General features: G+C 71.3%; 12 protein-coding genes. 7 read left to right on the top strand and 5 right to left on the bottom strand.

Features of this window, described 5'->3' with window-relative positions:
* Positions 1-645: 645 nt before the first annotated feature.
* From DFJ67_RS12745 to DFJ67_RS12730, 5 genes are all read right to left on the bottom strand, one after another.
* Positions 646-1,317, bottom strand: a complete 672-nt coding sequence (locus DFJ67_RS12745; protein ID WP_116076111.1) for an NUDIX hydrolase — start codon at positions 1,315-1,317, stop codon at positions 646-648.
* A gap of 133 nt (positions 1,318-1,450) precedes the next feature.
* Complete coding sequence (locus DFJ67_RS42660; protein WP_244940431.1) at positions 1,451-1,813, bottom strand: TlpA family protein disulfide reductase; 363 nt, start codon at positions 1,811-1,813, stop codon at positions 1,451-1,453.
* Positions 1,795-2,031 carry a hypothetical protein gene (locus tag DFJ67_RS42655; protein ID WP_170215825.1) on the bottom strand — a complete coding sequence of 79 codons (237 nt, stop codon included), beginning with the start codon at positions 2,029-2,031 and terminating at the stop codon, positions 1,795-1,797. The genes DFJ67_RS42660 and DFJ67_RS42655 overlap by 19 nt, the downstream gene beginning before the upstream one ends.
* Before the next feature lie 210 nt (positions 2,032-2,241).
* Positions 2,242-2,967, bottom strand: coding sequence for an endonuclease III (nth, locus tag DFJ67_RS12735; RefSeq protein ID WP_116068074.1), 726 nt, complete (start codon positions 2,965-2,967; stop codon positions 2,242-2,244).
* A gap of 128 nt (positions 2,968-3,095) precedes the next feature.
* Entirely contained in the window at positions 3,096-3,773 is a 678-nt protein-coding gene (locus DFJ67_RS12730) for a Crp/Fnr family transcriptional regulator (protein ID WP_089254691.1), read from the bottom strand.
* A gap of 148 nt (positions 3,774-3,921) precedes the next feature.
* Here DFJ67_RS12730 and DFJ67_RS12725 point away from each other — a divergent pair, with 148 nt between their 5' ends.
* The 7 genes from DFJ67_RS12725 to DFJ67_RS12695 all read left to right on the top strand — a co-directional run bounded on the left by DFJ67_RS12725 (position 3,922) and on the right by DFJ67_RS12695 (position 12,700).
* Positions 3,922-4,575: an adenosylcobinamide amidohydrolase gene (locus DFJ67_RS12725; protein ID WP_116068073.1), complete on the top strand. Its 654-nt coding sequence runs from the start codon at positions 3,922-3,924 to the stop codon at positions 4,573-4,575.
* Between the two features lie 77 nt (positions 4,576-4,652).
* Positions 4,653-5,828, top strand: a complete 1,176-nt coding sequence (locus DFJ67_RS12720) for a CapA family protein (RefSeq protein WP_116068072.1) — start codon at positions 4,653-4,655, stop codon at positions 5,826-5,828.
* Between the two features lie 88 nt (positions 5,829-5,916).
* A complete protein-coding gene (locus DFJ67_RS12715; protein ID WP_116068071.1) occupies positions 5,917-6,507 on the top strand; it encodes a TetR/AcrR family transcriptional regulator in 591 nt (196 codons plus the stop codon).
* A 12-nt stretch (positions 6,508-6,519) separates the two neighbouring features.
* A complete protein-coding gene (locus DFJ67_RS12710; protein WP_116068070.1) occupies positions 6,520-7,311 on the top strand; it encodes a TIGR03084 family metal-binding protein in 792 nt (263 codons plus the stop codon).
* Positions 7,308-8,987: an acyclic terpene utilization AtuA family protein gene (locus DFJ67_RS12705; protein ID WP_116068069.1), complete on the top strand. Its 1,680-nt coding sequence runs from the start codon at positions 7,308-7,310 to the stop codon at positions 8,985-8,987. The genes DFJ67_RS12710 and DFJ67_RS12705 overlap by 4 nt, the downstream gene beginning before the upstream one ends.
* Positions 8,988-9,072: 85 nt before the next feature.
* A complete protein-coding gene (locus tag DFJ67_RS12700; RefSeq protein WP_409362990.1) occupies positions 9,073-10,665 on the top strand; it encodes an acyl-CoA carboxylase subunit beta in 1,593 nt (530 codons plus the stop codon).
* A gap of 10 nt (positions 10,666-10,675) precedes the next feature.
* Positions 10,676-12,700 (top strand): ATP-binding protein, encoded by a 2,025-nt coding sequence (locus tag DFJ67_RS12695; protein WP_116068067.1) that lies wholly within the window; start codon positions 10,676-10,678, stop codon positions 12,698-12,700.
* Positions 12,701-12,720: the final 20 nt, after the last annotated feature.

Genomic DNA, 12,720 nt, shown 5'->3' with positions numbered 1-12,720 from the left:
GACCGTCGAATAGGGACAGCAAGGCCCCAGACGGATAATTCCGACTAGCGCCGTTGGGTCAAGCCCGTCCGACCCGGCGCTACGCCACACAGGTGGCGCGAACCGACCGGCCGCCGGCGGCGGGTCGAGGCGACGGCGGCAGTTCACCGCGCTGGCTACGAGACCTCGTCGGCGTCGACCGACGCCGCGGGCGGCGGGGTAGACGGCGGCAGTTCGCCCAGTTGGCTACAGGACCTCGTCGCCGTCGACCGACACCGCGGGCCGGACGCCAGCAATTCGCCGCGCTAGCTACGGCACCTCGTCGCCATCGACCGACGCCGCGGGCCGCGGGCCGGACGCCAACAGTTCGCCGCGCTGGCTACAGGACCTCGTCGGCGTCGGCCGACGCTGCGAGCCGCGGGCCGGACGCCAGCAGTTCGCCGCGCTAGCTACGGGACCTCGTCGGCGTCGGCCGACGCTGCGAGCCGCGGGCCGGACGCCAGCAGTTCGCCGCGCTAGCTACGGGACCTCGTCGGCGTCGGCCGACGCTGCGAGCCGCGGGCCGGACGCCAGCAGTTCGCCGCGCTGACTACGGGACCTCGTCGCCATCGACCGACGCCGCGGGCCGCGGGCCGCGGGCCGGACGCCAGCAGTTCGCCGCCCTAGCTACGGGACCTCGTCGGCGTCGGCCGACGCTGCGGGCGGCGGGGTGGACGCCTGCAGTTCGCCGATCCGGTCTTGCGGCCACGGCCGTGACCAGCCGGCCATGTCGAGCAGCGTCGACAGCACGCCGGCGGTGAAGCCCCACACGAGCATCCCGTGCAGCTCGAACGCCGGGCCGATCCAGCCGCTCGGGTGGCGTAGGCGCAGGCGGTTGGCCGGGTCGACCAGTTCCGAGACCGGCAGGCGGGCGACGTGCGCTACCTCGGCGGGGTCGCGCGGGGCGACCGGGTGCGGGCGGTGCCACCAGGCGAGCACCGGCGTGACCATGAAGTCGCTCGCCGGGATCCAGAGCCGCGGCAGCTCCGCCAGGAGGGTCACACTCCGTGGGTCGAGGCCTACTTCCTCGTCGGCCTCGCGAAGCGCGGTCGCCGCCGGGTCGGCGTCGCCGGGGTCGGCCACGCCGCCGGGGAACGCTGGCTGGCCCGCGTGGTTGCGCAGCGTCGCGGCGCGTTGCAGCACCAGGATGTCGGGGCCGCCGTCGGATTCCTCGCCCAGCAGGACCAGGACGGCGCTGTCTCGGCCGCCTCGCTCTGGGGTCGGTACCCGGGTGAAGTCTTCGGCTCGCGAGCCGTGCAGGCGGCTCAGCAGCGGCGAGAACCAGTCGGGCAGGGCCAGGTCGCCGCCTCCCGGGGTGCGGCGGCGGGCGCCTACGCCGTCGGGGAGGGCCGCGTTGACGCCCGGGAACAGCCGCGAACCGTCTGACGGTGCGGCCCCGTTTTCCCAGATCCCGTCAGTTTCGGGCTGTCCCTCAGCCAACCGGGACCGCCACCCCGAGGTGTTGCTTCACCAGGTTGGACAAGGTCGCCTCGTCTAGCCGGGTGCCGTTGTAGAGATAAGCCACCTTGCCCGTCGAGTCGACGAACAGCGTGACCGGGATGCCGGCCTGCTTCAGTGCGATGCGCACCTGCTCGCCCTGGTCGAAGACGCTCGGGTAGGTCAGGCCGAACTCGGTGACCATGTCCTCCGCGTCGGAGCGGAGGTCGCGCGTGTCGACGCCGAGGAAGTGGACCAAGCCGTCGGTGCGTTGGGCGACCGCGTTGATCGCCGGCAACTCGTCACGGCATGGCTCGCACCAGGAGCCCCAAAGGTTGATCACCGCAGGGCCGCGCACGTCAGCGAGCCGCAGGTTGCCACCGCCGAAACAGGACAGCTCCGCGGCCGGCAACACGAATTCGGCCGCGCCAGCGCCAGCACCGCCAGAACCCGCACCGCCAGAACCCGCACCGCCAGAACCCGCACCGCCAGAACCGGCACCGCCAGAACCGGCACCGCCAGAACCGGCACCGCCAGAACCGGCACCGCCAGAACCGGCACCGCCAGAACCGGCACCGCCGGCACCGCCAGCAGGAGCGCCAGCGGCCTCCTTCGGCGACGACGTCAGCGCCCGGCAGTCGGCGAACGACGTCGACGGGGCCCCGGCCGAGCCCGCGGGTGTGCCGGCCCCCGACGAGGATGACGACGACCTGTTGGAACACGACCGCACGCCAACCCCGGCCAACAGCCCCACGACGAGGATGACGACCAGCGGCAGGTAGCGCCTCACGGGACGTCCGCCGTCAAGGCCTGCTGCGGCACCACGGACGGGTCGACGCCGACCGCCTCGGCCAGCTCAGCGGCCCGCGGCCCCTTGAGCAGCTTGGCCGCCTGCACCGGGTCGGTCGGGCCCGTGCCGTAGGAAGGACAGAGCGACGCCAGCGTGCACGCCCCGCAGGCCGGCTTGCGGGCGTGGCACACCCGTCGGCCGTGGAAGATCACGCGGTGGGAGAGCATTGTCCAGTCGCGCTTTTCGAACATCGCGCCGATCGCGTGCTCGATTTTGACCGGGTCGGTTTCGGCCGTCCAGCGCCAGCGGCCGACCAGGCGCTGGAAGTGGGTGTCCACCGTGATGCCTGGGACGTCGAACGCGTTGCCGAGGATGACGTTGGCCGTCTTGCGGCCGATGCCGGGCAGGCTGACCAGGTCGGCCAGGTTTCCCGGCACCTGGCCGTCGAAGCGCTCGACGAGCTGTTGGCCCAGCTTGATCAGCGAGTCGGTCTTGTTGCGGAAGAAACCGGTCGGCTTGAGCGTGACCTCTAGCTCGGCCCGGTCGGCCCCGGCGTAGTCGGCCGCCGTCGGGTATTGCTTGAAGACCTTGGGCGTGACCTCGTTGACCTTCTTGTCGGTGGCCTGCGCCGACAAGATGGTGGCCACCGCCAGCTCGAGCGGCGTGGTGAAGTCGAGCTCGCAATGGGCGTCGGGGTGGGTCTCGGCGAGGATCCGGCCCATCCGGCGCGCCCGACGCTTGCGGCCGAGGTCGGTCTCCGCGTCAAAGGCGGCTGTCTTACTCACGTGCCAAAGACTATTCCGCACCTATGACAAGCCGACGCCGGCACAACAGCGATCAAGCAAAGACCTCAGACCCGAGCCCGCCGAGCCAGGCGCTCCGGATCCAGGATGATGATCGACTTGCCGTCGAGGCGCAGCCAGCCGCGGCTCGCGAAGTCGGCCAGCGCCTTGTTGACCGTCTCGCGGGAGGCGCCGACGAGCTGGGCGATCTCCTCCTGCGTCAGGTCGTGGGTCACCCGCAGCACGCCGCCGTCGCGGGTGCCGAAGCGGCCGGCCATCTGGAGCAGGTTTTTGGCCACGCGGCCGGGCACGTCGGTGAAGATCAGGTCGGCCAGCGCGTCGTTGGTGCGGCGCAGGCGGCGCGCCAGGACGCGGAGCAACTGCTCGGCGATCTCCGGGCGGTTGTTGAGCCACGGGCGCAGCGCCTGCTTGCGGAGGCGGGCCAGGCGGGTGTCGGTCACCGCGGTGGCCGTCGCCGTGCGCGGGCCGGGGTCGAACAGGGAGAGCTCGCCAACCATGTCGGACGGGCCCATCACGGCGATCAGGTTCTGCCGGCCGTCGGCGGCGCGGCGCCCAACCTTGATCTTGCCGCTGAGCACGATGTAAAGGCTGTCGCCTGGTTCGCCCTCGTTGAAGACGATCTCGCCCTTACGGGCCTCGATGGTCTCCATGTCCTTGGCGAGCGCCTCGGCCGCCTCCGGGTCAACACCCTGGAAGATGCCGCTACGGGCCAGAACCTCATCCATCGCGCACCTCATCAGTTCCACGAAAGGCGCGGAAGCCGCGCGCAGTCAGTCTAGGCGTACGCGTCGGCGAGCCGGCCCGGCAACCCCCGGATCGTGATCAGTCCATGTGCTGGACCGATCCGGTTGCCACCTGCCCTATCGTCTGCGCGTGCCGTTCAAGCCCATTCTTACCGCGCGTCCGGAGGACGGCGAAAGTATCCCCCTGCTCGTCTGGCGGTTACCTGCCCCGATGCGGGCGATCAGTTCGGCCCCGCTGGGCGGCGGCATCGGTCAACGCGAGTGGGTGATCAACGCGACCGTACCCATGTCGTACGCCCGTGATGACCCGCATGCCCACCTCACGTCGCTGGCCAGCGGTCTGGGCCTCGATGGGTCCGGTGTCGGGTTGTTGACCGGCGTTGATGTGACACAACGGGTCGTCGCGGCGGATGGTGCCGCCGAGGTCTGGGCGACCGTGGGGCTCGGTGCGCCGATTCTGGCGGCCGCCGAGCGCGAGATCCCGCGCCAACAAACCCCAGGAACGATCAATATCGTCGCCTTCGCAGGGGTACGCCTCAGCGATGCCGCACTGGTCAACGCTGTAGCGACGATCACAGAGGCGAAGGCACAGGCGCTGTGGGAACTCGGCCTCGCGGCCACCGGCACCGCCACCGACGCGGTCGCCGTGCTCTGCCCGACCGACGGCCCGGCCGAGCCCTACGGCGGTCCGCTGTCGCCGTGGGGTGCCCGACTTGCCCGGGCCGCGCACCGGGCGATCCTGGAGGGCGGTTCGCGGCCCAAGATCCCCTGGTCGGAGCGGTAGTACATCGGCCTCTCGGGGGGTCCCCAGAGATGGCTCCGGACCGATATGGTGCCGGCGTGTCTCACCCCGACTCGCCGATGCGGCGCAGCCTGCGCCCAACCATCGTCGCCGGCGTCGCCATCGCGGCATTGCTCGTCGTCGGTGCGGCCGCCTTCGCGGCGGTGTCGAAGGGCGGCGGTGACCAGGCAGCGGCGTGGGTCGTCCCCGCCAAGACACCGTCAGCCGGGGGCAGCGCACCGGCCGACGACCAGAAAGACGGCCAGGAAGACAAGGAAGACGGCCAGGCCCTCGAGTCGATCTCGCTGTCGGCCACCGGCGACATCATCATGGGCAACGCGCCCGGCAGCCTGCCGTCCAACGGCGGCAAGGGCTTCTTCGACGGCGTGCGGAAAGACCTCACCGCCGACCTGGTGATGGGCAACCTCGAAGAGCCGCTCACCGACGACACCGGCCACGCCAAGTGCGGCGCCGGGTCGACGGGCTGCCACCAGTTCCGGGCGCCGCCGGGCTACGCCAAGCACCTCAAGGACGCCGGCTTCGAGTTGCTCAACATGGCCAACAACCATGGCAACGACTACGGGTCAGACGGCTACAGCAACACCCAGGACGCGCTGGAGCAACACGGGCTCAAGCACACCGGCGCGGTCGACGAGATCACCGTGGTCGACGTCGAGGGCGTCAAGGTCGCGGTCGTCGGCTTCTCGTCCTACGCCTGGAACAACAGCCTCATCGACATCACCGGCGGCAAGGCCCTCATCGCGAAGGCCGCCAAGCAGGCCGACATCGTGGTGGTGCAGGTGCACATGGGCGGCGAGGGCGCGGCCAAGACCCGGGTCAAGCCGGGCACCGAGATGTTCCTCGGCGAAAATCGCGGTGACCCGATCAAGTTCGCCCACTCCATGATCGACGCGGGCGCCGACTTGATCGTCGGGCACGGCCCACACGTGCTGCGCGCGATGGAGTTCTACAAGGGCCGGCTGATCGCCTACAGCCTGGGCAACTTCGCCGGCGGCGGTGGCACGCTCAACCGCGGCGGCGCGCTGGGCCTCGGCGCGGTCCTCAAGGTCAATCTGGCGCCTGACGGCAAATGGGTCGGCGGTCAGGTCGTCTCGACCCAGATGAACAGCGCCGGCAAGCCGGTCACCGACAAGGGCCACGACAGCGCGGCCATGATCGCCAACCTGACCAAGCAGGACTTCCCGACGACCGGCGCCCAGCTCAGCGCGACCGGCAAGATCACGACGCCCAGCTAAGAAACAGTCAAAACGCCTAGAAGAACGAGAGCAACACCACAAAACAAGCAGGCTTGACTGTTTGTTTCGCGGAGGCCATGCTCAGGAAATGCGGACCCCGCAGCAGGAGCGCAGCCGGGCCACCCAGGCGCGCCTGCTCGACGCGACCGTCGACAGCCTGGTCGACCTCGGCTGGGCCGGCACCACCACGACCGTGATCGCGGAGCGCGCCGGTGTCTCCCGCGGCGCCCAACTCCACCACTACCCGACCAAGGCGACGCTGGTGATGGCCGCCGTCGAGCACCTCGCCGACCGCCGCGCCGCCGAGATCCGGGCCGAGGCGGCCACCCTCCCGCGAGGCGAACGCCGGGTCGACCGGGTGATCGACATGCTGGCCGCCGCGTTCACCGGCCCGCTCTACGCCGCCGCCCTGGAGGTCTGGGTCGCCGCCCGCACCGATCCCGAGTTGCGCACCGCCCTCGTGCCCGTCGAGGCCCGGGTCGGCCGCGAAATGCACCGGCTCACCATCGAACTGCTGGATGCCGACGAGCGCCGCCCCGGCGTCCGCGAATCGGTCCAAGCCACCCTCGACCTCATGCGCGGCCTCGGCGTGGCCAACCTGCTCTCCGACGACGCCGCCCGCCGCACCGCCCTGCTTCGCGAATGGAAGCGCCACCTCGCGGCTGTCATCCGCGACTGAAGGAGGCCACCCGTGGTCGAACTCACCGCCCTGCTCACCGACCTCGACGCCGAGACCGACGAGGTCGACGACCTGGTCGCCAGCAGACCGGCCGCCGACTGGGAGCGCCCGACCCCGAGCCCGGGCTGGACCGTCGCCCACCAGATCGCCCACCTCGCCTGGACCGATCACCTGGCCCTGCTGGCCACCACCGACGACGCGGCGCTGGTCAACCTGCTCGCACCGCTGGCCGCCGACCCCGACCGCATCGTCGACAAGGGTGCGGAGGGCTTCCTCGCGCCGCCCGCCGAGTTGCGGCAACGGTGGCGCGCCGGCCACCGGGCCCTGGTCACGGCGATCCAGGAGGCGCCGCCCGGCAAGCGGATCCCCTGGTTCGGCAACCTGCTGTCGCCGCAGTCGATGGTCACCGCCCGGCTGATGGAGACCTGGGCACACGGCCTCGACATCGCCGACGCGCTCGGCGTCACCCGGGTGCCGACCGACCGCCTCCGGCACGTCGCGTTCCTCGGCTTCCGTACCCTCGGCCACTCGTTCCTGGCCCACGGCAAGTCCGCGCCCGCCGAGCCGGTCCGGGTCGAGTTGGTTGCGCCCGACGGCGCCGAGTGGGTGTTCGGCCCGGCTGAGGCGACCGACCGGATGACCGGCCCGGCACTCGACTTCTGCCTGCTGGTCACCCAGCGCCGGCACCCGGCCGACCTCGCGCTGGTCGTCGAAGGTCCGATCGCGACGGAGTGGTTGCAGATCGCGCAGGCATTCGCCGGCCCGCCCGGCATCGGTCGCGGCCCGGTGCGGGCCACGTCATGATCCGGATCGGCAACGCGTCCGGCTTCTACGGCGACCGGTTCTCCGCCTGGCGGGAGATGCTCGACGGCGGCGACCTCGACGTGCTCACCGGCGACTACCTGGCCGAGTTGACCATGCTGATCCTCGGCCGCGACCGGGCCCGCGACCCGTCGCTCGGCTATGCCAAGACCTTCCTGCGGCAACTCGAGACCACCCTCGGCAGCGCCCTCGACAAGCGCGTCAAGCTGGTCACCAACGCCGGGGGCCTGCACCCGGCGGGGCTGGCCGCCGCGATCGGGGCCCTCGCCGAAAAGCTCAACCTGCGACCCCGCATCGGGTACGTCGAAGGCGACGCCCTGGTCCGCCCCGACGCGCTGACGGCCAACGCCTACCTCGGCGCGTTCGGCATCGCCGCCTGCCTCGACGCCGGCGCCGACATCGTCGTCACCGGCCGGGTCACCGACGCCGCGCTGGTCGTCGGCCCGGCCGCCGCGCACTTCGGCTGGGCCCGCGACGACTTCGACGCCCTGGCCGGCGCCACCGTGGCCGGCCACGTGATCGAGTGCGGCGCGCAGGCGACCGGTGGCAACTTCAGCTTCTTCACCGAGTTGCCCGACGGCGCCCGCCGCCCCGGCTTCCCGATCGCCGAGATCCACGAAGACGGCAGTTCGGTGATCACCAAGCACCCCGGCACCGGCGGCGCCGTCACTGTCGAGACGGTCACCGCACAGCTTCTCTACGAGATCGACACCCCGGCCTACCTCGGCCCCGACGTGGTCACCCGGCTCGACACGGTGGTCGTCAAGGAGCAGGGCCCCGACCGGGTCGCGGTGAGCAACGTGAAAGGCCTGCCGCCGCCGCCCACCCTCAAGGTCGGCGTCGCCAACCTCGGTGGCTTCCGCAACGCGATGACCTTCGTCCTCTGTGGGCTCGACATCGAGGCCAAGGCGGCGCTGGCCCGCGCCCAACTCGAAGACGCGGTCGGCACCGAGGGCCTGGAGTTCACGCTCGCCCGCACCGATCACCCCGACGCGGTCGACACCGAGGCGGCCAGCGCGCTGCTGCACGTACACCTGAAAGATCAAGATCCGAAGCGGGCCGGACGCGCGTTCTCGGCGGCTGCCGTGGAGTTGGCGCTCGCGTCCTACCCCGGCTGCACGCTGACCACCCCGCCGGGTGACGCCACCCCGTTCGGGGTGTTCACCGCCGACAGCCTGCCGCAGGAACGGGTCGACCACGTGGCCGTGCTGCCCGGCGGCGAGCGCGTCAGGATCCCGGCACCGAAACTGACCGCACCGGTCGCAGCAGCAGTTGCCCAGGCAACGCCGGCAAAGGCGGCAGACAGCCAGACCACCCGGGTCCCGCTCGGCACGATCCTCGGCGCCCGCTCGGGCGACAAGGGCGGCGACGCCAACCTCGGCGTCTGGGCCCGCACCGACGAGGCGGCCGGCTGGCTGCTCGGCTGGCTGACCGAGGAACGGCTCAAGGAACTGCTGCCGGAGACCGCTCCGCTGACCGTCGAACGGCACGAGTTGCCCAACCTGCGCGCGGTCAACTTCGTCATCCGGGGCCTGCTCGGGGCCGGTGTCGCCGCCTCGACCCGGTTCGACCCGCAGGCGAAGGCGCTCGGTGAGTTGCTCCGCGCCCGGGTCGCCGACGTGCCCGCCGCACTGGTCGCCCGCGGAAGTGCGGCGTGAGTCTCGACCACCGCCGCATCCGTGTCGCGTCCGCCGAGACGCTCGTTACGGAGGTGGCAATGGCCAAGGAGGTGTCGTGACTGTCATGGAGACCGCGGTCGACCCGCGCAACCCGTCCTACCTGGAGAACCGTTCAGCCATGCTGGACCGGCTCCACGAGTTCGAGGACGCGCTCGACGACGCCCGCGCGGGTGGCGGCGACAAATACGTGAGCCGGCACCACGCCCGTGGCAAGTTGCTGCCCCGCGAGCGGATCGAGTTGCTGGTCGACCAGGACGCACCGTTCCTGGAGCTGTCGCCGACCGCCGCCTGGGGCACCGACTTCCCGGTCGGCGCGAGCGTGGTCAGCGGCATCGGGGTGATCGAGGGCGTCGAGTGCGTGATCGTCGCCAACGACCCGACCGTGCGCGGCGGCGCGATCAACCCGTACGCGTTGAAGAAGACCCAGCGGGCCGGCGAGATCGCCCTGGCCAACCGGTTGCCCCTGGTCAACCTGGTCGAGTCCGGCGGCGCCGACCTGCCCACCCAGGCGGAGATCTTCATCCCCGGCGGCGGCGTCTTCCGTGACCTGACCCGGCTCTCCGCGGCGGGCATCCCGACGATCTCGGTGGTCTTCGGCAACGCGACCGCCGGCGGCGCCTACGTGCCCGGCATGTCCGACTACACGATCATGGTGCGCCACCAGGCCAAGGTCTTCCTGGCCGGCCCGCCGCTGGTCCGGATGGCGACCGGCGAGATCACCGACGACGAGTCGCTGGGCGGCGCCGGCATGCACGCCGGCACCAGCGGCCTGGCCGACTATCTGGCCGAAGACGAGCGCGACGGCCTGCGGCTGGCCCGCCAGGTGGTGCGCCGGCTCAACTGGCGCAAGCAGGGCCCAGGCCCCCGCACGAGCAACCCGACGCCCCCGAAATACGACGTCGAAGACCTGCTGGCGATCGCCAGCGCCGACCCGAGGACACCGTTCGACCCCCGCGAGGTGCTGTTGAGAACCCTCGACGGCAGCGAGTTCGACGAGTTCAAGCCCGGCTACGGCACGGCGCTGGTGACTGGTTGGGGCGAGGTGCACGGCTACCCGGTCGGCGTGCTGGCCAACGCCCGCGGCGTGCTGTTCTCCGAGGAGTCGCAGAAGGCGGCGCAGTTCATCCAGCTCGCCAACGCATCCGACACCCCGCTGGTCTTCCTTCAGAACACCACGGGCTACATGGTCGGCGCCGAGTATGAACAGCGCGGCATCATCAAGCACGGCGCCCTGATGATCAACGCGGTGTCCAACTCGAAGGTCCCGCACATCACGATCAACCTCGGCGCGTCCTACGGTGCCGGCAACTACGGCATGTGCGGCCGGGCCTACGAGCCGCGCTTCCTGTTCACCTGGCCCAACGCGAAGTCGGCGGTGATGGGCCCGGCACAGCTCGCCGGGGTCCTCTCGATCGTGGCGCGGCAGGCGGCCGAGGCCAAGGGCCAGCACTACGACGAAGACTCCGACCAGGCGATGCGGATGATGGTGGAGCAGCAGATCGACACGCAGTCGACGGCCCTGTTCCTCTCCGGCCGCCTCTACGACGACGGGATCATCGATCCCCGCGACACCCGCACCGTCCTGGGGCTGTCTCTTTCGGCTATCCACAATGCACCGATCAAGGGCGCCGAGGGCTTCGGCGTCTTCCGGATGTGAGGGCTTCGCGATGATCCGCAGACTGCTGGTGGCCAACCGGGGTGAGATCGCCCGCCGGGTCTTCGCCTCGTGCCGGCTGGTCGGCATCGAGACGGTGGCCGTCTACTCCGACGCCGACGCCGACTCGCCACACGTGGCGGAGGCCGACTACGCCGTCCACCTGCCCGGCAACGCGCCGACCGCGACCTACCTGCGTGGCGACCTGATGATCGCCGCGGCGCGCAAGACCGGCGCCGACGCCGTACACCCTGGTTATGGCTTCCTGTCGGAGAACGCCGACTTCGCCGCCGCGGTCATGGACGCGGGTCTGACCTGGGTCGGCCCGCCGGCCAAGGTGATCGCCGCGATGGGCTCGAAGATCGAGGCCAAGACGCTGCTCGCCGACGCCGGCATCCCGATGCTGCCCACCTGGTTCGACGCCGACCGGGTCACCGAGTTCCCGGTGCTGGTCAAGGCGTCGGCCGGCGGTGGCGGCCGGGGCATGCGGATCGTGCACGACCGCGAGTCGCTGCCCGACGCGATCGCCTCGGCCCGGCGCGAGGCGGCCCTGGCGTTCGGCGACGGCACCGTGTTCCTGGAGCGCTACGTCGAGAACGCCCGGCACATCGAGGTGCAGGTATTCGCCGACAACCAGGGCACCGTGGTGCCGTTCGGGGAGCGGGAGTGCTCGATCCAGCGGCGCTACCAGAAGATCCTCGAAGAGGCGCCGTCGCCGGTCGTGACGCCGCAACTGCGCGAGCAACTCTGCGCGGCCGCGGCGATGGCGGCCCGGGCGGTCGGCTACATCGGCGCCGGCACGGTCGAGTTCCTGGTCGACGCCGTCGGCGGCGGCTTCTACTTCCTCGAGATGAACACCCGCCTCCAGGTCGAGCACGGCGTCACCGAGTTGATCGCCGGCTTCGACCTGGTCCGGATGCAGTTGCTGGTCGCCGAGGGCAACCCGTTGCCGGTCAACGCCGCACCGCCGATGCGCGGCCACGCGATCGAGGTGCGGCTCTGCGCCGAAGACCCGGCCGCCAACTGGCTCCCGTCCACCGGCACCCTGCACCGCTTCCACATCCCGCAGATCGGCGGCGAGTTCAAGCCGCTCGCGTCGCCCGGGCTGCGCCTCGACTCGGGCGTGCGCGACGGGTCGGTAGTCGGCGTCCACTACGACTCGATGCTGGCCAAGCTGATCGCCTGGGCGCCGACCCGGGCCGAGGCCGCCCGCCTGCTCGCGGGCGCGCTGGCCAGGGCCGAGATCCACGGCGTGACGACCAACCGCGATCTGCTCGTACGCACCTTGCGCCACCCGTCCTTCCGGGCCGGCGACTTCGACACGGCGTTCCTCGAGCGCCACCCCGAGGTCTTCGCGCCGCTGCTCTCCTCGGTCGACGCGGTCCGGGTCTCCTGCCTGGCGGCCGCGCTGGCCGGCGCCGCCTCCCGGCGGGGCGAGGCACCGGTGCTCGGCACGCTCCCGTCCGGTTGGCGCAACGTGCCGAGCCGATCACAGACCACGGTGTACGACGGCCCGGCCGGCCCGGTCGAGGTCGGCTACCGGCTCGACCGCGCCGGTGACCTGGTCAACTGGTGGGTCCGCGCGGTCGACCCCGACGACCCGGACCTCGGCGGTCTCGGCCAGCCCCCGGTCACCGACGACCACCCGCCGGCGCAGGTGGTCTCGGCCGACCCCGACGCGGTGGCGCTCGACGTCAACGGCATCCGGTTGATGTTCACGGTGCGCCGGGTCGGCGACGTGTCCTACGTCGACAGTCCCGAGGGCTCGGTCGCGCTTCAGGAACTGCCGCGGTTCCCGCTGCCGTCGCCGGCGCTCGCCGAAGGTTCGCTGGTCGCGCCGCTGCCCGGGCACGTCAGCCGGGTCATGGTCGTGCCCGGCCAGCGGGTCCGCCCGGGTGAACTGCTGATGACGCTGGAAGCGATGAAACTCGAACACCCCGTCTACGCACCGTCCGCCGGCTACGTCGCCGCGCTGCCGGTCGGTCCCGGCTCCCAGGTGGAGACGGGTGCCGTGTTGGCGGTGCTCAGTCCCGAATAACTCCTAACGAGTCGGAGGCC

Origin of the sequence: Asanoa ferruginea (assembly GCF_003387075.1) — a bacterium.
GTDB classification, from domain to species: Bacteria; Actinomycetota; Actinomycetes; order Mycobacteriales; family Micromonosporaceae; genus Asanoa; species Asanoa ferruginea.
The sequence above is the reverse complement of the archived record's forward strand: the minus strand, read 5'-3'. Positions and strand labels throughout refer to the sequence as shown.